The organism is Streptomyces sp. NPDC054841 (assembly GCF_053611045.1).
The window spans coordinates 1-20,614 of the sequence record NZ_JBSGZO010000010.1; the positions used below are offsets into that span (position 1 = coordinate 1).

General features: G+C 70.3%; 15 protein-coding genes. 8 read left to right on the forward strand and 7 right to left on the reverse strand.

The annotated features are described in order from the left end of the window. Positions 1-214 precede the first annotated feature (214 nt). From ACWGI8_RS02815 to ACWGI8_RS02830, 4 genes are all read left to right on the forward strand, one after another. On the forward strand, positions 215-1,174 hold the full coding sequence (locus ACWGI8_RS02815; RefSeq protein ID WP_453658028.1) for a serine hydrolase: 960 nt from the start codon (positions 215-217) through the stop codon (positions 1,172-1,174). A gap of 182 nt (positions 1,175-1,356) precedes the next feature. Next, positions 1,357-5,082, forward strand: a complete 3,726-nt coding sequence (locus ACWGI8_RS02820; RefSeq protein WP_453658030.1) for an ABC transporter ATP-binding protein — start codon at positions 1,357-1,359, stop codon at positions 5,080-5,082. A gap of 299 nt (positions 5,083-5,381) precedes the next feature. Continuing rightward, a complete protein-coding gene (locus ACWGI8_RS02825) occupies positions 5,382-5,762 on the forward strand; it encodes a hypothetical protein (RefSeq protein ID WP_453658032.1) in 381 nt (126 codons plus the stop codon). Positions 5,763-5,966: 204 nt separating this feature from the next. Continuing rightward, the gene (locus tag ACWGI8_RS02830) at positions 5,967-7,415 is read left to right on the forward strand and encodes a S28 family serine protease (RefSeq protein ID WP_453658034.1); all 1,449 of its coding nucleotides are present in this window, start codon (positions 5,967-5,969) and stop codon (positions 7,413-7,415) included. 24 nt (positions 7,416-7,439) lie between these two features. On the opposite strand, the gene ACWGI8_RS02835 is transcribed toward ACWGI8_RS02830, so the two are convergent. The 6 genes from ACWGI8_RS02835 to ACWGI8_RS02860 all read right to left on the reverse strand — a co-directional run bounded on the left by ACWGI8_RS02835 (position 7,440) and on the right by ACWGI8_RS02860 (position 14,121). After that, positions 7,440-8,066: a hypothetical protein gene (locus ACWGI8_RS02835; RefSeq protein ID WP_453658036.1), complete on the reverse strand. Its 627-nt coding sequence runs from the start codon at positions 8,064-8,066 to the stop codon at positions 7,440-7,442. A gap of 120 nt (positions 8,067-8,186) precedes the next feature. Beyond that, complete coding sequence (locus ACWGI8_RS02840; RefSeq protein ID WP_453658038.1) at positions 8,187-10,040, reverse strand: glycoside hydrolase family 3 protein; 1,854 nt, start codon at positions 10,038-10,040, stop codon at positions 8,187-8,189. A 326-nt stretch (positions 10,041-10,366) separates the two neighbouring features. Then, the gene (locus ACWGI8_RS02845; protein WP_453658040.1) at positions 10,367-10,783 is read right to left on the reverse strand and encodes a hypothetical protein; all 417 of its coding nucleotides are present in this window, start codon (positions 10,781-10,783) and stop codon (positions 10,367-10,369) included. A 200-nt stretch (positions 10,784-10,983) separates the two neighbouring features. After that, positions 10,984-11,769, reverse strand: coding sequence for a sugar phosphate isomerase/epimerase family protein (locus ACWGI8_RS02850; protein ID WP_453658042.1), 786 nt, complete (start codon positions 11,767-11,769; stop codon positions 10,984-10,986). After that, positions 11,766-12,710, reverse strand: a complete 945-nt coding sequence (locus ACWGI8_RS02855) for a bifunctional helix-turn-helix transcriptional regulator/GNAT family N-acetyltransferase (protein ID WP_453658044.1) — start codon at positions 12,708-12,710, stop codon at positions 11,766-11,768. The genes ACWGI8_RS02850 and ACWGI8_RS02855 overlap by 4 nt, the downstream gene beginning before the upstream one ends. 319 nt (positions 12,711-13,029) lie before the next feature. After that, positions 13,030-14,121: a LacI family DNA-binding transcriptional regulator gene (locus ACWGI8_RS02860; protein WP_453658046.1), complete on the reverse strand. Its 1,092-nt coding sequence runs from the start codon at positions 14,119-14,121 to the stop codon at positions 13,030-13,032. 138 nt (positions 14,122-14,259) lie between these two features. Between ACWGI8_RS02860 and ACWGI8_RS02865 the strand changes: the two genes are divergently transcribed. Genes ACWGI8_RS02865 through ACWGI8_RS02875 form a run of 3 tightly spaced genes read left to right on the forward strand, consistent with a single transcriptional unit; the run spans position 14,260 to position 17,410 of the window. Next, a complete protein-coding gene (locus ACWGI8_RS02865) occupies positions 14,260-15,411 on the forward strand; it encodes a Gfo/Idh/MocA family protein (RefSeq protein WP_453658048.1) in 1,152 nt (383 codons plus the stop codon). Continuing rightward, entirely contained in the window at positions 15,408-16,565 is a 1,158-nt protein-coding gene (locus tag ACWGI8_RS02870) for a dihydrodipicolinate synthase family protein (RefSeq protein ID WP_453658050.1), read from the forward strand. Before ACWGI8_RS02865 ends, ACWGI8_RS02870 begins: the two co-directional genes overlap by 4 nt. 47 nt (positions 16,566-16,612) lie before the next feature. Further along, complete coding sequence (locus ACWGI8_RS02875) at positions 16,613-17,410, forward strand: sugar phosphate isomerase/epimerase family protein (RefSeq protein ID WP_453658052.1); 798 nt, start codon at positions 16,613-16,615, stop codon at positions 17,408-17,410. A gap of 19 nt (positions 17,411-17,429) precedes the next feature. Here the strand turns inward: ACWGI8_RS02875 and ACWGI8_RS02880 are convergent, their stop codons facing one another. Then, positions 17,430-17,936: a DUF937 domain-containing protein gene (locus ACWGI8_RS02880; RefSeq protein ID WP_453658054.1), complete on the reverse strand. Its 507-nt coding sequence runs from the start codon at positions 17,934-17,936 to the stop codon at positions 17,430-17,432. Between the two features lie 283 nt (positions 17,937-18,219). Between ACWGI8_RS02880 and recD2 the strand changes: the two genes are divergently transcribed. Beyond that, on the forward strand, positions 18,220-20,448 hold the full coding sequence (recD2, locus tag ACWGI8_RS02885; RefSeq protein WP_453658056.1) for an SF1B family DNA helicase RecD2: 2,229 nt from the start codon (positions 18,220-18,222) through the stop codon (positions 20,446-20,448). Positions 20,449-20,614: the final 166 nt, after the last annotated feature.

Sequence of the window (20,614 nt, forward strand, 5' to 3'; positions counted from 1 at the left end):
CACTTCATGAGTGACCCGCGGGTGAGTTCGCGCGGGCCCGACCAGGCCGCCTCCGGCTCCTCCTGGCCGGCGACGGCCACCAGAACGCCGCCCGGACCACCCCCGTTGTACCGAGTGCCGACGACCGTGCGGCTGCCGCGCCGATGAGACGTACGACTCCCTGCGGCGCCCAGGTTCCATACAACCTTTCGGGTGCTGCGGAGTCATGTGAGGCGTGAAGAGAAACCCCATACCCCGCCGCAGCCGCGGGGCCCTCTGCGCGGCGGTCGCCCTCGGCGTACTCCTGCCGACTGCCGCCACCGCTACGCCGGCCGCCGCGGCCGGGCCCGTCGTGGCCTGCACCTCCCAGAAGGCGGGCCTCGCCGCCAAGCTGGTCACGGACATCACCGCCGCCCTCAAGGGCCGCGCCTCGACGACCGCCGTGCTCGTCAACGACCGGATCACCAAGACCAGCTGTGTGCTGCGGCCGGACCAGCAGTTCGACTCCGCCAGCGTCGTCAAGGCGACCGTGCTCGCCACCCTGCTCTGGGACGCGCAGAAGAGCGGCCGAGCGCTGACGGCCACCGAGAAGTCACGCGCCACAGCCATGATCACCAAGTCGGACAACGACGCCACCAGCGCACTCTGGCGCCAGCTCGGGGTGACCAAGGTCAAGGGCTTCCTCACCGCCGCCGGCATGACCAAGACCGTCCCGGGCTCCGGCGGCTACTGGGGGCTCACCCAGATCACCGCGCGTGACCAGCAGAAACTGCTCGCGCTGATCACCGCGAAGAACACCGTGCTCACGGACGCCTCGCGCGGCTACATCCTGCAGCTGATGAACGCCGTCATCGCGTCGCAGCGCTGGGGCACCCCCGCCGGCGCCCCCTCCACCGCCAAGATCCACGTCAAGAACGGCTGGCTGTTCCGGTCCACCCACGGCTGGCGCGTCCACTCGATCGGCGCGTTCACCGGAACGGCGCACAACTACCAGATCACCGTGCTCACGCACGACAACGCGACGATGACCGACGGCATCAACACCATCCAGGCCGTCGCCCGCGCCGTCCACAAGGACCTCAACCCCACCGCGCGCCTCGGCTACACGCCGACCGCCACTCCGCAGGAAGCGATTCCGGCGGTCCCGGGCCGCCCGGCGCAGGACGCGGTGTCCGCGAACCCGGCGCTCCGCTAAGCCCTGTCCCGGCAGATCGGAAGGCCCTGACCTGGCAGATGAGCCACGATGGAGACGGTCCCTGGTCCTAGGACCGGGGACCGTACTTCGTTGCGGCCCGTTGCGGCTTGTTGCAACGGGATGAAATCCGATCGCGCCCGCGTTGGTGCCTTCCGGCGGAACGGAACAACGGGAGGCTTTTGGTGACGGCGGCGGCAGAGCATTCATGGGCACGGCGGCTGGCCGGATACGCCTGGCGGTACCGGCGGAACGTGGTGCTCGCACTCGGATCGTCCCTCGCCGGCATGGCGGTGTTGGCCGGCGTTCCGCTGATCACCAAAGTCGTCATCGACGACGTCATCGGCGGTCACAGCCGGTCGCTGTACGTGTGGACCGGACTGCTCGTAGCGGCCGCCGTCGTCATCTACGTCCTCACCTACATACGCCGCTACTACGGCGGCCGGCTCGCCCTCGACGTCCAGCACGACCTCCGTACCGACATGTACAGGACCATCAGCCGGCTCGACGGGCGCCGTCAGGACGAACTCTCCACGGGCCAGGTCGTCGGCCGTGCCACCAGCGACCTCCAGCTCATCCAGGGTCTGCTCTTCATGCTCCCGATGACGATCGGGAACGTCCTGCTCTTCCTCATATCCCTGGTCATCATGGCCTGGCTGTCCCTGCCGCTCACCCTCGTCGCTGTCGCCGTCGCACCTGCTCTCTGGTTCATCGCCAAACGCAGCCGGGTGAAGCTGCACCCCGCCACCTGGTACGCGCAGCAGCAGGCCGCCGCCGTCGCCGGAGTCGTCGACGGAGCCGTCTCCGGCGTCCGCGTCGTCAAGGGATTCGGCCAGGAGGAACAGGAGACCGCGAAGCTCAGGGACGTCGGCCGCACGCTCTTCGCCGGCCGGCTGCGCACCATCCGGCTCAACGCCAAGTACACCCCCGCCCTGCAGGCTGTCCCCGCGCTCGGACAGGTCGCCATGCTCGCGCTCGGCGGCTGGCTGGCCACCCACGGACAGATCACCCTCGGTACGTTCGTCGCCTTCTCCACCTATCTGGCCCAGCTGGTCGGACCGGTGCGGATGCTGGCCATGGTGCTCACCGTCGGACAGCAGGCCAGGGCCGGTGTCGAGCGGGTCCTGGAGCTCATCGACACCGAGCCGACCCTGAAGGACGGTACGAAGGAACTCCCGGCCGACGCCCCGGCGACCGTCGAGTTCGACAACGTCAGCTTCGCCTACGGGGACGGGGAGGGCTCGCGGCCGGTGCTGGCCGGCTTCTCGCTGGAGCTGCGCCCCGGTGAGACCGTGGCGGTGGTCGGCTCCTCCGGCAGCGGCAAGTCCACCGTCTCGCTGCTGCTGCCCCGCTTCTACGACGTCACACACGGAGCCGTCCTCGTCGGCGGCCACGACGTCCGCGAGCTCACGCTGGACTCGCTGCGGGCCGCCATCGGCCTCGTACCGGAAGACAGCTTCCTCTTCTCCGACACCGTCCGCTCCAACATCGCGTACGGAAAACCGGACGCGACGGACGACGAGATCCGAGAGGCGGCCCGCACCGCACAGGCGGACCGCTTCATCGACGAGCTTCCCGACGGCTACGACACCACGGTCGGCGAGCACGGCCTCACCCTCTCCGGCGGCCAGCGCCAGCGCATCGCCCTCGCCCGGGCCATCCTCGCCGACCCCCGGCTGCTGCTCCTCGACGACGCGACCTCGGCCGTCGACGCGCGCGTCGAGCACGAGATCCACGAGGCGCTGCGCGGCGTCATGGCCGGCCGTACGACGCTGCTGATCGCCCACCGCCGCTCCACCCTCGGCCTCGCCGACCGGATCGCAGTCCTCGACGACGGCCGGCTCGCCGACATCGGAACCCACGACGAGCTGCAGGAACGTTCCGCGCTGTACCGGCGGCTGCTGACCGACCCCGACGGGATGGGCGTCTCCCCGGGCCGCACCGTCCCCGTCGAGATCCCCGAGGACCGCACGCTCCGGGCCGAGATGGACGCCGAGTTCGACGCCGAGCGCGGCATCACACCCCCGCTCTGGGTCCGCAAGGAAGAGGCCGAGGAGGACGCGGTGGCCGGTGCCACCCCCGAACTCCTCGCCCAGGTCGCGGCGCTCCCGCCGGCCGACGACACCCCCGGGGTCGACGAGGCGCGGGCCGTGACCCCCGAGGAGTCGTACGGGCTGCGCCGGCTGCTGCGCGGCTTCGGCCTGCCGCTGCTGGTCAGCCTGCTGCTCGTCGCCGTCGACGCGGGCATGGGTCTGCTGCTTCCGGTGCTGATCCGGCACGGCATCGACGACGGTGTCGAGCGGGTGGCGATCGGCGCGGTGTGGGCGGCCTCCGCCCTGGCGCTGGTCACGGTGCTCGTCCAGTGGGCGGGCCAGATCGGCGAGACCCGGATGACCGGACGCACCGGCGAACGCATCCTCTACGCGCTCAGGCTGAAGATCTTCGCTCAGCTCCAGCGGCTCGGCCTCGACTACTACGAGCGCGAACTGACCGGCCGGATCATGACCCGGATGACGACGGACGTGGACGCTCTGTCCACGTTCCTGCAGACCGGACTCGTCACCGCGTTCGTCTCGGTCGTCACGTTCTTCGGCATCATGGTCGTGCTGGTCGTGATCGACGTGCAACTGGCGCTGGTCGTCTTCGCCACCCTGCCGGTACTGATCGTCGGCACGTTCTTCTTCCGCCGCCGGTCGGTGAAGGCGTACGAGCTGGCCCGCGAGCGGATCAGCGTCGTCAACGCCGACCTCCAGGAGTCGGTCAGCGGGCTGCGGATCGTCCAGGCGTTCCGCCGCGAGCGCTCCGGAAACCAGCGGTTCGTGGAGCGCAGCACCAGCTACCGCGAGGCGCGGGTGCGCGGCCAGTGGCTGATCTCCGTGTACTTCCCGTTCGTCCAGCTGCTGGCCTCGGTGGCCGCTGCGGCCGTCCTGGTCGTCGGCGCACGCCGGATCGAGGCCGGCACGCTCACGACGGGCGCGCTGGTCGCGTACCTCCTCTACATCGACCTCTTCTTCGCGCCCGTGCAGCAGCTGTCGCAGGTCTTCGACGGCTACCAGCAGGCGACGGTGTCGCTGGGCCGGATCCAGGAGCTGCTGCGGGAGCCGACGTCGACGGCGCAGGCCGGCGAACCCCTGGACGTGCGGTCGCTGCACGGCGAGATCGCCTTCGAGGACGTCAGCTTCGCCTACGGGGGCGACGGCGACGGCGCGGCGGAAGCCGCCCTGACCGGCGTCGATCTGCGCATCCCCGCCGGGCAGACCGTCGCCTTCGTCGGCGAGACCGGCGCCGGAAAGTCGACACTGGTGAAGCTGGTGGCGCGGTTCTACGACCCGACGTCGGGCCGGGTCACCGTCGACGGTTCCGATCTGCGCGACCTCGACCTCACCGCGTACCGCCACCGGCTCGGCGTCGTCCCGCAGGAGGCGTACCTCTTCGCCGGTACGGTCCGCGACGCCATCTCGTACGGGCGTCCCGGAGCGACCGACGCCGAAGTGGAGGCGGCCGCCCGCGCGGTCGGTGCCCACGACATGATCGCCACCCTTGAGGACGGCTACCTGCACGAGGTCGCCGAGCGCGGCCGCAACCTCTCGGCCGGCCAGCGCCAGCTCATCGCCCTGGCCCGGGCCGAGCTCGTCGACCCGGACGTACTGCTGCTCGACGAGGCGACCGCCGCGCTCGACCTGGCCACCGAGGCGCAGGTCAACCAGGCCACCGACCGGCTCACCGGCCGGCGCACCACGCTCGTCGTCGCCCACCGCCTCACCACGGCGGCCCGCGCGGACCGGGTGGTATTGATGGCCCACGGCAGGGTCGTCGAGGACGGCACGCACGACGAACTGCTGGCGCTGGGCGGCCGGTACGCCGAGCTGTGGCGGACGTTCATCGGCGCGGAGGCGCCCACTCCGGCCTGAGTTCAGGGACGCGTCGGAGTTCAAGGGCAGGGGCGCGTGGGGGTTCAGGGCTGCGTGGGAGTTCAGGGACGCGTGGGAGTACCGGGCTGCGTGGGAGTTCAGGGACGCGTGGGAGTACCGGGCTGCGTGGGAGTTCAGGGACGCGTGGGAGTACCGGGCTGCGTGGGAGTTCAGGAGTGCGCCGGGGCACAGCGGGCCGAGCCCGAGTGTGCGTGACCGAGCGATGGTGCCCGGAGGAAACCGCGCGGGCGTTCGCTGCGTCGTACGTCAGTACGGCGTGGTGCGGGAGGGGAGCAAGAGTGTTCGGAAAACTGCTGGTGCACATACTCGCGGTACTCGCGGTCGTGGTGGCCCTGTCGCTGACGGGCCCGGCGACGCAGCGGGCGGAGGCCATGTCCGCCTGCTCCGGGCGCCCTGTGAAGACAAAGAAGTTCGCCACGGGGGAGCTGCGCATCTACAAGAAGCGGGAGTACGTGTGCGCCCTCACGGTCGCCAGACAGCCCGGCGCTCGGCGGGCGATGTCGGTGTCGCTCCAGCCGCGCGGCGGTCGGGCAGCCGTCGACAAGGGCCGTTTCACCCGGCAGGCCGGCCCGGTCACCGTGTACGCACTCAACCGATGCGTCCGCGTCTCGGGCGCGATTGCGGGGAGGAGCGCCTCGACGGGCTGGATCCTGTGCTGAGCGTGCCGCTCGCCGTACGGGTCCGCTGATCCTGTGCCGCACGCCGCGCTGATCCTGCGCTGACCGCTGACCGCTGACCGCTGAAGCCGCACCACGCGCCGACTGCGCCGGCTGACTCCCGCCCGCCGGTACAACTGGGTCTGGCGGTACGGGTGTTACCCCCGCTAGGTTCACCGCGACCGCTGTGAACCAAGGGGAGGGTGCATGCGCAAGGCGCTGAGATGGCTGTTGTCGCTCGTCATGCTCATAGGCATGGCAGGCACGACGGCGAGCGCGGCCACCGCCGCCGATCCGGCCACCACTTCAGGCCCGGTCTCGGACATCAAGGACCGGATCCTCGCGATCCCCGGGATGAGCCTGATCGAGGAGAAGCCGTACCCCGGCTATCGCTACTTCGTCCTCAACTACACCCAGCCGGTCGACCACCGGCAGCCGTCCAAGGGCACGTTCCAGCAGCGCATCACCCTGCTGCACAAGGACACCGCCCGCCCCACCGTCTTCTACACCAGCGGCTACGCAGTCGGTACGAACCCCCGACGCCGTGAGCCCACCCAGATCGTCGACGGCAATCAGGTCGACATGGAGTACCGCTTCTTCACCCCGTCCCGGCCCAGCCCGGCCGACTGGAGCAAGCTCGACATCTGGCAGGCCGCCAGCGACCAGCACCGTGTATTCGCCGCGCTGAAGAAGATCTACGCCAAGAAGTGGATCGCCACCGGCATCTCCAAGGGCGGGATGACGGCCACGTACTACGAACGCTTCTACCCGCGGGACATGGACGGCATCGTCGCGTACGTCGCACCCAACGACGTGAGCGACAAGGAGGACTCGGCGTACGACCGGTTCTTCGAGAAGGTCGGCACCAAGGAGTGCCGCGACCGGCTGACCGCCGTCCAGCGCGAGGCACTCGGCAAGCGGCGGGCCGCGATCACCGCCAAGTACCAGGAGTGGGCCACCGCGAACGACGGCACCTTCCGTACCATCGGCTCGCTCGACAAGGCGTACGAGAGCCTCGTCTCCGACTACGCATGGGCTTTCTGGCAGTACAGCCTGCTCGCCGACTGCGCATCCGTACCGGACGCGAAGACCGCCACCGACCAGGAGATCTACGACTCCCTCGACGCGATCTCCGGCTTCGCCTCCTACACCGACCAGGGTCTGGAGCCGTACACGCCGTACTACTACCAGGCTGGCACCCAGCTCGGCGCGCCCACGCTCACCTACCCGCAGCTCAAGGACGTCCTGCGGTACCCGGGTTACTTCACTCCCCGGTCGTACGTGCCCCGCGCGATCCCGATGCCGGCGTTCGACCGGCGGGCGATGGCGAGCGTCGACACCTGGGTGCGTCACAACGCCCAGCACATGATGTGGGTGTACGGCGAGAACGACCCGTACGGCGCGGAGCGCTTCCGCACCGGCAAGGGCTCGCGTGACGCTTACGTCTTCACCGAGTACGGCGGCAATCACGGCGCCAGCGTCGCGGGTCTGCGGGACGCGGACCGCACGAAGGCGACCGCGCGGATCCTGGAGTGGGCGGGCGTGGCCCCGGCCGCCGTTCAGCAGAACCCGGAGCTGGCGAAGCGGCTGACGCGGTACGACGCGAAGCTCGACAAGCAGGACATCGAGCGCGAGCCGTTCGCTCTGCGGCCGTAGCGTGCTGTGCCCGTCGCCGCTGGGTCAGAGGCGACGGGCACAGCCCACCGGCCTTTCGCCGTCGAGCTGCACGTAGAGATCGGTCGACGGCGGGCACTGGGCCCGCTCGTCCACCGCCGACGCCACCTCGAACTCGGGCCGCTGCTCGCCCGAACCGTCGCAGGCGGATTCCTTCACCTGCCCCTTGCGAGAGGTGGAGACGCAGTCACCGACGACGGTGTGCGGTCCACCGCCACCGCCGGGGTCGCCCGGATGCGGTGGTTCCAGATTGCGCATGCAGGCATACCCCTGCGGCACCGCCCCGTCTCCGTCCTCGTCCAGCGCGGGCCGGCTCTCCGAGATGTGCAGTACGAAGTCGGTGGCGGCGGGGCATGCGGGCCCCGCCGAGGGCCGTCCCTCGTACCGCGTGATCACCCTGGCCGCCGCCTTCTCGCTGGTGCAGGGCACCTCACGGACGTCGGCCCGGCCCCGGCTGCTGCAGTCGCCGGGCCCCAGGAACACCGCCCCGTACCCGGACGGCGTCACGGTCTCCGTCGCCCGGGCCATCCCGGAGCCAGAAGCATTGCCTCCGGGCATCTGCTGGCAGGCGACGACCTGGCCGGTGAGGACGAGAGCGCACACCACCCCCACGCCCAGACGCCGTAATCGCATGTTCCCCCCGATCGGTCCGTCCAGCGTGACCCGTCGGGGCGGGCGCACGCCAGGGGAGCAGGGGGCTTTCCGCCGCGTGGGGGTGGTGCGCAGGTTGCGCGGCGTACACCGCGCTACGCCTTAATACGTCAGCCCGTGTCCGACCGGGTACAGCACCTGCGTCGGATCGTCCGCGCGCTGCACGGGCACGGGCAGTCTGCCCTCGGGCTCGGCCCGGCCCGCGATCACCCTTACGGCTGCCCGGAGTTCGACATCCGTCCAGCTGTACGCGGCGAGTGAGGCCGCGAAACCGGTGCCGGTCAGCTGGGCGATGTCGTACGGATTGCGGATGGCGACCGTGACCACCGGTACACCCGTCGCGACCAGCCGGGACACGAGGGTGCGCTGGGGGCTGGTCGCCGAGACGTTGTACGTACCGACGATGATGACGTCCTTCCCGGCCGCGGCCGCCACCGCCTCCTCGATCTTGGCGGCAGTCGGGGTGATGCCGGTGGACAACGCCGCGGCGGTGAAGCCCAGTTCGGTGAAGGCCCTGGCGAGGGTGGCGGTCGGCGGGCCCGTCGTGCCGGAGGGGGAGGCCGGGTCGGCGCCGACGACCAGCACGTTCCGGTGGCGGCGGCGGGACAGCGGCAGCAGCCGTCCGTCGTCGGCCAGCAGGGTCGTCGTCCGCTCGGCCATCCGGTCGGCGGCGGCCAGATGGGACCGGGTGCCGACGATGCGGTCCACGCCGTCGTGCGAGACGAACGGGTCTTGGAACAGCCCCAGTTTCGACTTCAGGAGGAGGATGCGCAGGATCGATTCCTCGATGCGCTCTTCCGTCAGCTCGCCGCCCTTGACGGCCTGGAGCACGGCGTTCCATGCGACGGCCAGGTCCGGCGGATTGAGCAACTGGTCGCAGCCTGCCTTCAGGGCGAGTACGGGCACGCGGTCGTCCCCGTACTTCTGCCGAACGCCCGCCATGCCGAGGGAGTCGGTGACGACGACGCCGTCGTAGCCGAGCTGTTCGCGGAGGATGCCGGTGAGAATGGGGTGGGAGAGCGTCGCCGGGTCCTCCCTCGGGTCGAGCGCCGGGACCACGATGTGCGCGGTCATGATCGAGTCGATCCCGGCGGCGATCGCCGCCCGGAACGGCGGCGCATCCAGCTCACCCCACTGCTCGCGGGTGTGGTGGATGGTGGGGAGCGCGTAGTGGCTGTCGTCCTTGGTGTCGCCGTGTCCCGGAAAGTGCTTGGACGTCGCGGCGATGCCCGAGCCCTGGTACCCGCGCACCTGAGCGGCGACGAGCCCGGCCACCGCCTGCGGGTCGGAGCCGAACGACCGTACGCCGATGACCGGGTTGGCCGGGTTGACGTTCACATCGGCGACCGGCGCGTAGTTCTGGGTGATGCCCATCGCGGCGAGCTCGGCGCCCGCGATCCGCGCGGCCTCACGGGCGTTGGAGCGGGAACCGCCCGCGCCCAGCGCCATCGCGCCCGGTACCAGGGTGGCGGGCTTGCCGACGCGGGCGACGATGCCGTGCTCCTGGTCGGTGGATATCAGTAGCGGGAGGGGCGTGGGCCGGGCGAGCCCCGCCTGCTGGATGCCGTTGGAGAGATCGGCGATCTGGTGCGGGTCGCGGGTGTTGTGCGCCCAGGCGAAGTAGATGATGCCGCCGACGTGGTAACGCCCGATCAGCTCGACGGCGGTGCGGACGCCGATCTCCTTGAGGTTGGCGTCGATGTCGCCCTGGTCCGGAGCAGTGGCGGAGTGTCCGTACACCCGCATAACGAAGAGCTGGCCGACCTTCTCCTCCAGGCTCATCCGGGCGATGAGCTGCCGAAGACGGTCGCACTCCCGATCGTGACGACGGTCGGGGTCGGCGCTGTTCGTGAGGTTGCCGGCATGCGCGGGGGCGGAAGAGAGGGCGACGGATGCCGCTCCGGCGGCGGTCGCGGCGAGGAGAGTACGTCTGGAGGGGGTGGTCCGCTCGGGCACTGGTGCTCCTTCCGTGAAGGAAACTTCCAAGGGCCACGGATATCCGGAAAGTAACTGCCAGTCAAGAGATTCTGCCGGACGGGCGTGCGACAGCGGTGGACGGGGGCCGGGCGTGGCGCGGGCGGGCCGCGAGTGCGGCGTGGCGCGGGCGTTGCGGGGCGCGGCCAGGGCGTAGGGAGGGGTGTCGGGAAGAGCGTGGGGAGGGGATGGGGAGGGGATGGGTGTTGGGAGGGGTGTCGGGAAGAGCCCGCCGCGGGCGCTTCAGGGCCTGCGTCCGTGGCGGTGTGCTGCTGGTCGCCCTGAAGCTGTAATCCCCCTTTCGCGCTTCAGCGCCACTCGTGTACGTCGACGAGGGTGCCGGCCGTCAGGTCCGGATGCCCCCAGAAGTCGCCGACCTGGGTCCCGATCACGAGCACCGGAACCCCGTGGGTGTCCAGATGTGCCGTGTAGAACCCGAAGATCCAGGACGGGTCGGCCACCAGGTCGCGCGGCGGCTTCAGCCGGGCCAGCTCCGACCCGTCGGCCTCGTACACCACCGCGTTGTCCGTCGGCGTGTACGGCGTGTCGTCGAGCGCCTCGACGACGAGAACCCGGCCCTCCCAGACCAGCGCGGCCTGCGTCGGACTCGCGAACTCCTTCTCCACGGTCTGCCCGGCGTACGTCCAGCGGACGACGCGGTCGCCGTGGCTCCAACCGATGACGACGGGGGCTTGGTTCTGCGGGTCCTGCGGGTGCTGGCTCACTGGGGACTCTCCACGCGGTCGCCGATGAGAATCAGCCTACTGCGGCCGCCCCGGCTGATGATCTCTCCAGCCGTGTCCCGCCGCGCGGCGGCGGCCCGCCCGGCGCAGGCGTACTCGGCTCCGGCGGCGGCCCGTCCGGCGCAGGCGTACTCGGCTCCGGCGGTAGTCGCTGCACCGTGGCGTGCGGGTTTCCCCGCGTCTCAGTGACCTCCTCGCAGTGATTCCAGATGCGCCCTCCCGGCCTCCAGCAGCACCGGCAGCTCCGCCGCTTCCGGGTGCCAGCGCTTCTCGTACTCCCAGCAGACCCAGCCGTCGTCGCCCGCGAGCGCCAGGCAGGCGGTGAGCGGCAGGACACCGGCTCCGAGTGGCAGAGGCGCGAGGTCCTGTGCCGAGGCGACATCCTTGACCTGGACATAGCCGAGGTACGGACCCAGCGCCGCATGGGTGGCGGCAGGGGACTCGTGCTCCAGCCAGGGGTGCAGGACGTCCCACAGCGCACCCAGGTGCTTATGACCGACCCGGCCCAGGATGCGGGACGCCGCGGCGCCCGTCCGATGGGAGTCGTGGGTCTCCAGCAGGATGCGCACGCCCAGGTCAGCTGCGGTCTCCGCCGCCGTGGCGAGGCGGCGGGCGGCGGTCGCGTCCGCCGTCTCGGGATCCTGATCGCCACCGCCCGGGAAGACCCGTATGCACGAGGCGCCCAAGTCCTTGGCCAGGAAGAGCAGTTCGCTGAGCTCCTGCCGCACGGCGTCGTCGTCACCCGCCGCCGCCACCCGTGCGTAGCCGGCGACCGTCAGAATCTCCACACCGGCCCGGGCGAACTCCTCGGCCACCGCGGCTCGTTCGCGCGCTCCGATGCCCGGGTGGACCGGCTCCTCCGGATCGGCGCGCAGCTCCACCCCCTGATAGCCGGTCGCGACGGCAAGGGCAGCCACCTCGGGGATGGGCATGGCAGGGACGCCGAGGGTCGAGAAGGCGAACTTCACTTGGGCGATCCTTCCTGGAGGGGGAGCCGCCAGTCCTGGCCGACAAGATCGGCCCCGTACGAGCGGTGCGGCTTTTCGGCGACGAGTGTGAACCCGGCGCGCTGGTAGATCCTGTGGGCGGCGGTGAGGACGTCATTGGTCCACAGCACCAACTCCCGGTACCCCACTTCACGGGCGAAATCCACGACGGCGCCCACCAGTCGGTCCCCGAGGCCATGGCCGCGCGCTTCCGGTTCGACCAGGAGCAGCCTCAGCCGGGCGGTGGCCGGTGCGTCGTCCCGTACACACATCACCGAGCCCACCGGTTGGCCGTCCAGCTCGGCTATCCACACCCGCTCCAGATGTGGGTCGTGGTCCTGGGCGAAGTCCGCGACGATACGCGCGACCAGGCCCTCGAAGTCCGTGTTCCACCCGTACTCCGCGGCGTACAGCGCGCCGTGGCGCTGGACGATCCAGCCCAGGTCGCCGGGCGCGGGATCGCGCAGCACCGGACCCTCGCCGTGCCGGTCCCGGTCGGGCCGGGCCTCGCCCAGTATGTGCCGCACCGTGCGCATGGCTTCCGTCAGACGGGTGCGGTCGTCCGCGGGCACGCTGGAGAGGAGCTTGCCGACGGCCTCTCGTGACCGCTCGTCCAGCAGTGCGGTCGCCTCGCGCCCGCGTGATGTGAGAGTGATGCGCTGGCGCCGCGAGTCCACCTCCGAGGGAGCCCGCTCGACCAGGCCGTCGCGCTCGAACTTGCCGAGCAGCCGGCTCAGGTAGCCGGCGTCCAGGGAAAGCTCCAGCCGGAGGTCGGCGGCGTCGGTGCGTGGGGCGTGGGCCAGTTCGTAGAGCACGCGCGACTCCGTGAGCGTGTACGGCGTGTACAGGTGCTTGCTGTAGTCGAGTGCGCCGATGAGGTTGGTGTAGAAGCGGTTGAATGCGCGGATCTCATGAACGGCCATGACTTGCCCCGACCTTTCCTTTGACTGAGTCAAGAGTAGGTTCGGGCATCCACCCCGACAAGGCCTGTGGATAACTCCGGCCCGGCGTGTACGGGCCGGGCGCGCATCGCCTCGGCGGCCATCGCCCCGGCAACTGGTCGGCTGGTGTCCACCGGCCCGGCTGTCGACAGCCGTCAGCCGACAGCCGACAGTCGGCTGCCGACAGCCGTCAGCCGGGCAGGCCCGTATGTACCTGCCCGGCGGCCGGCCGGCCGGGTTGTACCGGCCCCGCCCGACCGCTTCGCAGCCCGACTGCTTCGCCGGGCCCGCACTCGCCCCGTCAGCGCTTTCGCGGCGGTGCCGTGGACGCCCTCGCCATCAGCTCCGCGCCGATCGTCGCGATCCCGCCCGGCGGCGGGGCCTCCTTGCCCATCGCGAGCCGGCCCGCCCGCACCCCGGCGTCGTACAGCGGCAGCCGCACCGTGGTCAGCGCCGGCACCGCGTCCACCGAGAACGGCAGGTCGTCGAAGCCGGCCACCGAGATGTCCTCCGGAATGCGCAGTCCACGATCGCGTACGGCGGCGCAGGCACCCAGTGCCACGGTGTCGTTGGCCGCGACGATCGCCGTGAGGTCCGGGTCGCGGCGTAGCAGTTCCAGCGTGGCGTCGTAGCCCGAGCGGCGGTCGTACGGGCCGTGGATCGTGAGCCGCTCCTGATCGGCCAGGCCGGCGCCGCCCCCGGCGCCCGCGTCCTCGCCGATGCCCGCCGCGGCCAGTGCCGCCCGGTGGCCCTCGAGGCGGTGCCGGGTCGTCGTCCGTTCGGCCGGCCCCGCGACGTAGCCGATCCGGCGGTGCCCGAGCGCGATCAGGTGCTCGGTGAGCCGCCGTCCGCCGCCGCGGTTGTCGAAGGCGAGGGTCGCCGTCACGGAGTCGCCCGGCATGGGCGGCCGGCCGCACAGCACCACCGTCGTCCCCGCGTCCGCGAGCCTCGCGATCTTCGCGGACATCGCGGCGATGTGGTCCGGGTCCTCCAGCGCCCCTCCGGTGAGGACGACCGCGGCGGCCCGCTGCCGCTGCAGCAGGGTGAGGTAGGTCAGCTCCCGCTCCGGCGAGCCGCCCGTGTTGCAGACGACCGCCAGCTTCTCGCCGCCCGCCCGTCCTGCCGCGCCCTCGCCGATCGCGGTCTGCGCGGCCCCGGCCATGATCCCGAAGAACGGGTCGGCGATGTCGTTGACGAGGATGCCGACCAGGTCGGACGTGGCCGCTGCGAGCGAGCTGGCCGGCCCGTTGAGCACGTAGTCGAGTTCGTCGACCGCGCGGAGCACCCGCTCCCGCGTCGACGCGGCGACGGGGTAGTTGCCGTTGAGAACCCGGGAGACGGTCGCCGGGGAAACCCGGGCGCGGGCGGCCACATCAGCCAGCGTGACTGTCATCGCTTTCCTCCGAGGGAGATTGGGCCGCGCCCTTGTCCGGGCTGGTGTCGGCAGGCTAGCGTCATAGCCGATAGAAAGCGCTTGCTATAACCGATTCGCGACCCTATCGAGGATTCGAGGAAATATGGAGGCACCTTCGTGACACGCAGGACAGTGTGGATCGCCATGAATGGCGTCACGGGGCGGATGGGCTACCGGCAGCACCTCGTGCGCTCCCTCCTCGCGATCCGTGAACAGGGCGGTCTGGATCTCGGCGACGGCGATCTCCTCTGGCCCGAACCCGTCCTCGTCGGCCGGCGCGAGCACGCCCTGCGTGAGATCGCCGAACGCCACGGCCTGACGGAGTGGTCCAGGGACCTCGATGCGGTGCTCGCCGACGGAACGGTCGACATCTACTTCGACGCCCAGGTCACATCCGCCCGCGTCGGGGCCGTCAGAAAGGCGATCGCGGCGGGCAAGCACATCTACACCGAGAAGCCCACCGCGACCGATGTGTCGGGGGCGCTCGAGCTGGCCCGCCTCGCTCAGGCCGCCGGTATCAAGCACGGCGTCGTCCAGGACAAGATCTTCCTGCCGGGACTGCTGAAACTGAAGCGACTCGTGGAGGGCGGATTCTTCGGCGAGATCCTCTCCGTGCGCGGAGAGTTCGGCTACTGGGTCTTCGAAGGCGACTGGCAGGAGGCCCAGCGCCCCTCCTGGAACTACCGTTCCGAGGACGGCGGCGGCATCGTCGTCGACATGTTCCCGCACTGGGAGTACGTACTGCACGAGCTCTTCGGCCGTGTGACGAGCGTCCAGGCGCAGGTTGTGACGCATGTTCCGCAGCGCTGGGACGAGCGCGGCAAGCCGTATGCGGCGACCGCCGACGACGCGGCGTACGCGGTCTTCCAGCTGGAGGGCGGAGCCGTCGCCCAGATCAACTCCTCCTGGGCGGTCCGCGTGAACCGCGACGAACTGGTCGAGTTCCAGGTCGACGGGGTGCACGGTTCGGCGGTCGCGGGTCTGCGGCGCTGCCGCGTCCAGCACCGCGGTGCGACGCCGAAGCCCGTGTGGAACCCGGATCTGCCCGCGACGGAGTCCTTCCGTGACCAGTGGCAGGAAGTGCCCGACAACATGGTCTTCGACAACGGATTCAAGGCGCAGTGGGAGCTGTTCCTGCGGCACGTCGCAGCGGGGGAGCCGTACCACTGGGACCTGCTCGCGGGCGCGCGCGGAGTGCAGCTTGCCGAGCTGGGGCTGAAATCGTCGGCAGAGGGACGCCGTCTCGACGTTCCGGAGCTGACGCTGTGACGATCCGGCTGCCGGGCGTCGACGGCGCACCACGTACGTACGCGCCGCGTACCGAACCCACTGCCTACTCCGTAGGCAGTGCACCGCTCGTCTCCCGCACGGTCTTCTCGGCGGCGCACGTCGTCGCGGATCCGTACGCGGACACCGCACCGGACGGTCCCGCTGTTGTCGACTGGGATGCCACTCTCGCCTTCCGGCGCCATCTGTGGGCGCACGGACTCGGTGTCGCGGAGGCGATGGACACCGCACAGCGGGGGATGGGGCTGGACTGGGCGGGCGCCGCGGAGCTGATCCGGCGCTCGGCTGCGGAGGCGAAGGCGGTGGGCGGCCGTATCGCGTGCGGCGCCGGCACCGACCAGCTGACCGGCCCGGCGGATCTCGCCGCGGTCCGCGCGGCGTACGAGGAACAGCTCGCACTCGTCGAGGACAGCGGAGCACAGGCGATCCTCATGGCGTCCCGGGCGCTGGCCGCGGTCGCCCGCACCCCCGAGGACTATCTCGGCGTCTACAGCCACCTCATGAGGCAGGCGCGCGAGCCGGTCGTCCTGCACTGGCTCGGACCCATGTTTGATCCCGCATTGGACGGCTACTGGGGGAGCGGCGACCTCGACACGGCCACGGAGACCTTCCTCCAGGTGATCGCCGAGCATCCGGACAAGGTCGACGGAGTCAAGATCTCGCTGCTGGACGCCCGGCGCGAGATCGACCTGCGACGGCGGCTGCCCGAGGGAGTGCGCTGCTACACGGGCGACGACTTTCACTACCCCGAGCTGATCGCGGGCGACGACCACGGCTTCAGCCACGCCCTGCTCGGGATCTTCGACCCGCTGGGGCCGGCCGCGGCCGAAGCCGTACGCGTCCTGGACACGGGCGACACCAAGGGCTTCCGTGAACTGCTCGACCCGACCGTCGAACTGTCGCGCCATCTCTTCGAGGCGCCGACCCGCTTCTACAAGACGGGAGTCGTCCTCCTGGCGTGGCTGGCAGGTCACCAGTCGCACTTCACGATGGTGGGTGGCCTGCAGTCCGCGCGGTCGTTGCCCCATCTCGCGCGGGCGTACGAACTGGCCGATGGGCTGGGTCTGTTCCCGGACCCGGCGCTGGCGGAGGCCCGGATGAAATCCCTGCTCACGGTGTACGGAGTTGTCCAGTGACCGACGAATCGCGCGCTCATGGCCTCTCCCGGTTCAGCATCAATCAGATGACCGTCAGACAGCTCACGCTGCCGGAGCTCACCGAGGCGTGCGCGGGGCTCGGCGTACCCGGAATCGGCCTGTGGCGCGAACCCGTACAGGCGTACGGCGTCGAGGCCGCGGCCAAGCTCGTACGGGAGGCGGGACTGGCCGTCACGACGCTGTGCCGGGGCGGCTTCTTCACCGCGACCGACCCGGGGGAGCGGGCACGAGCCCTGGACGACAACCGCGCGGCCGTCGACGAGGCGGCGACGCTGGGAACGGACACCCTCGTACTCGTCTCGGGCGGACTCCCGCCCGGCAGCCGGGACCTGGCTGCCGCACGGGAACGCATCGCGGACGCGCTCGGCAACCTCGCGCCGTACGCACAGGAGCGTGGCGTGCGCCTCGCGATCGAACCGCTCCACCCGATGTACGCGGCGGACCGCTGCGCCGTCTCCACGCTGACGCAGGCGCTCGACATCGCGGAGCGGTTCCCCGCGGAGCAGGTGGGCGTGGTCGTGGACACGTATCACATCTGGTGGGACGACCAGGCGCCCGCGGCGGTCACCCGCGCGGGCGCGGGCGGGCGGATCCACTCCTTCCAGCTGGCCGACTGGGTCACCCCGTTGCCGGCGGGGGTGCTCAACGGCCGCGGCCAGTTGGGTGACGGTGTGATCGACCTGCGCGCCTGGCGCGAGAGGGTCGACGCGGCGGGCTACACAGGCCCGGTCGAGGTGGAGCTGTTCAACGACGCTCTATGGGCACGGGACGGTGTCGAGGTGCTGTCCGAGACGGCATTGCGGTACGTACGGCACGCGCTGTAGTACTCCGCGCCTGCTTCGCTCACCGTTTCCTCGTGCCCCCCGGCAGATCGCCGAGTACGTCTGCCGGGCCGCCGGGCGAGTTGTCGGGAGAGCCGGGCGCGGCCCCCGCGGACCGGCGTTTCGCCGCGCGTTTAGTGAGGACGGTCAGAACCACCGGGACCAGCAGCTCGAAGACCCGGCTGACCGTCGCCACGGGCATGCCGGTCCTCTTGGCGACCGCGGCGGCGGCGGGCCTGGCCAGTTTGGTGAGAACACCCGCCATCAGGCCGCCGCCGAGGAGCCCGCCGCCCAGCGTCGCGACGCCCTCCAGAGGCGGTTCGGAGATCTCGGCGACGGCCTCGCGTACCTCGTCCGCCTGCTCGGGTGTCGCCGCGGCCTCCCGCAGACCGTCGAAGAGCGCGGACACCGAAGTGCCGACGGCATCCTCAGCCCCGGCCGCGTCGGTGCCGAGTGCACCGGCGATCTCCTGGAGCTTGTCGTCCCCGAGCTCGTTCAGTACGTCCCGCTGAAAGGAATCGTCACTCATGGCGAAAACGTTAAGACTGCCCTGCTATGTCAGCATTTCGAGATTCCGGAAAAATAACTGCCCGCAGTCGTGCAACCCTTCTGGCGTGAGGTGAGTCGTACTTGGCATCGGGGTTCCCGGGGAGGGATCTGGGGGGATCAGGGAGCTCCGATGGGGGAGGCGGGGCCCGGTCGATCGACCGGGCCCCTTGAAGTCGGTCGCCGAGGCAGGTTGTCCACAGGTCTGCCCCGTTGGTTGTCCACAGACCCGGCACGTTGTCCGACCCTGGCGGTAGCGTCGGATCATGTCCAATCTGGCAGTGCTCGAAGGGGTCCTGGAGCGGATCACCTACGCCAACGAGGAGAACGGGTACACGGTCGCCCGCGTCGACACCGGTCGCGGCGGCGGTGACCTCCTCACCGTGGTCGGCTCGCTCCTCGGTGCGCAGCCGGGTGAATCGCTGCGGATGGAGGGCCGCTGGGGCTCCCACCCCCAGTACGGCAAGCAGTTCACCGTCGAGAACTACACGACGGTCCTCCCCGCCACCGTCCAGGGCATCCGCCGCTATCTCGGATCGGGCCTCATCAAGGGCATCGGCCCCCGAATCGCCGAGCGGATCGTCGACCACTTCGGGGCGGACACCCTCGACGTCATCGAGCAGCAGCCCAAGAGGCTCGTCGAGGTCCCCGGCCTCGGCCCGAAGCGCACGAAGATGATCGGCGCCGCATGGGAGGAGCAGAAGGCCATCAAGGAAGTCATGGTCTTCCTCCAAGGGGTCGGTGTGTCCACGTCCATCGCCGTGCGGATCTACAAGAAGTACGAGGACGCCTCGATCTCCGTCGTGAAGAACCAGCCGTACCGCCTGGCGGCCGATGTGTGGGGCATCGGGTTCCTCACCGCCGACCGGATCGCCCAGGCGGTCGGGATACCCCACGACAGCCCGGACCGGGTCAAGGCCGGCCTGCAGTACGCCCTGTCGCAGTCCACGGACCAGGGCCACTGCTTCCTCCCGGAGGAGCAGCTCATCGCGGACGCCGTGAAGCTCCTCCAGGTGGACACCGGCCTCGTCATCGACTGCCTCGGCGAGCTCGCGGCCGACGACGAGGGAGTCGTTCGGGAACAGGTCCCGGCCGCGGACGGGGGCGATCCCGTGACCGCGGTCTATCTGGTGCCGTTCCACCGCGCCGAGCTGTCCCTGTCCGCCCAGCTGATCCGGCTGCTGCGCGCCGACGAGGACCGTATGCCGGCCTTCCAGGACGTGGCCTGGGACAAGGCGCTGGCCTGGCTCGCGGACCGCACGGGCGCGGAGCTCGCCCCCGAGCAGCAGGAGGCCGTGCGCCTCGCCCTCACCCGCAAGGTCGCCGTCCTGACCGGCGGTCCTGGCTGCGGCAAGTCCTTCACGGTCCGCTCCATCGTGGAGCTGGCTCGCGCCAAGAAGGCCAAGGTGGTGCTTGCCGCGCCCACCGGCCGCGCGGCCAAGCGGCTCGCCGAGCTCACCGGAGCCGAGGCGTCCACCGTCCACCGGCTGCTGGAGCTGAAGCCGGGCGGCGACGCGGCGTACGACCGGGACCGGCCACTCGACGCGGATCTGGTGGTGGTCGACGAGGCATCCATGCTGGACCTGCTGCTCGCCAACAAGCTGGTGAAGGCCGTGGCTCCGGGTGCGCATCTGCTGCTGGTCGGGGATGTGGACCAGTTGCCGAGCGTCGGCGCGGGGGAAGTGCTCAGCGACCTCCTCGCGGACAGCAGCCCGGTGCCCTCCGTCCGGCTCACACGGATCTTCCGGCAGGCCCAGCAGTCCGGCGTCGTCACCAACGCGCATCGCATCAACTCCGGGGTGCAGCCCCTCACCCAGGGCCTCAGTGACTTCTTCCTCTTCGTCGAGGAGGACACTGAGGAGGCGGGCCGGCTGACCGTGGACGTCGCTGCACGGCGTATCCCGGCGCGCTTCGGTCTGGATCCGCGGCGCGATGTGCAGGTGCTCGCCCCGATGCACCGAGGCCCGGCCGGTGCGGGCAACCTCAACGGGCTGCTGCAGCAGGCGATCACCCCCGCCCGCCCCGATCTTCCGGAGAGGCGGCTCGGCGGCAGGGTCTTCCGCGTCGGCGACAAGGTCACTCAGATTCGCAACAATTACGAGAAGGGGGAGAACGGAATCTTCAACGGCACGGTCGGCGTGGTGACCTCACTCAATACGGTCGATCAGCGGCTGACGGTGCTGACGGACGAGGACGAGGAGGTGCCGTACGACTTCGACGAGCTGGACGAGCTCGCGCACGCCTACGCCGTGACGATCCACCGCTCCCAGGGCAGTGAGTATCCGGCGGTGGTGATCCCGGTCACCACCGGAGCGTGGATGATGCTCCAGCGGAATCTGCTCTACACGGCCGTGACACGCGCCAAGAAGCTCGTTGTACTCGTCGGTTCCCGCAAGGCGATAGGACAGGCAGTCCGCACCGTTTCCGCAGGCAGGCGCTTTACCGCACTCGACCACCGGCTGACAGGTGGACGCTTCGTGGGAAAGATCACCTAAGACTTCCGGAACCGGGGCGAAGGGGGCAGTATGAGCAGGCTGGCGGCACTGAGTGCCGCCAAGAGGGCCAATGGTCGACCCCGAGTGCACTCTCCTCAGCCAAATGGGGGATGGTAGAGACAGTCAGGGCACCTCGAAGAAGAGGCACTACGTCGGTGAGGGATGA

Bases quoted from the DNA above. Each gene is read 5' to 3' on its own strand.
- recD2 (WP_453658056.1), top strand. From the start codon at position 18,220: ATGTCCAATCTGGCAGTGCTCGAAGGGGTCCTGGAGCGGATCACCTAC.
- ACWGI8_RS02855 (WP_453658044.1), bottom strand. From the start codon at position 12,710: ATGGCCGTTCATGAGATCCGCGCATTCAACCGCTTCTACACCAACCTC.
- ACWGI8_RS02880 (WP_453658054.1), bottom strand. From the start codon at position 17,936: ATGAGTGACGATTCCTTTCAGCGGGACGTACTGAACGAGCTCGGGGAC.
- ACWGI8_RS02830 (WP_453658034.1), top strand. From the start codon at position 5,967: ATGCGCAAGGCGCTGAGATGGCTGTTGTCGCTCGTCATGCTCATAGGC.
- ACWGI8_RS02835 (WP_453658036.1), bottom strand. From the start codon at position 8,066: ATGCGATTACGGCGTCTGGGCGTGGGGGTGGTGTGCGCTCTCGTCCTC.
- ACWGI8_RS02875 (WP_453658052.1), top strand. From the start codon at position 16,613: ATGACCGTCAGACAGCTCACGCTGCCGGAGCTCACCGAGGCGTGCGCG.
- ACWGI8_RS02860 (WP_453658046.1), bottom strand. From the start codon at position 14,121: ATGACAGTCACGCTGGCTGATGTGGCCGCCCGCGCCCGGGTTTCCCCG.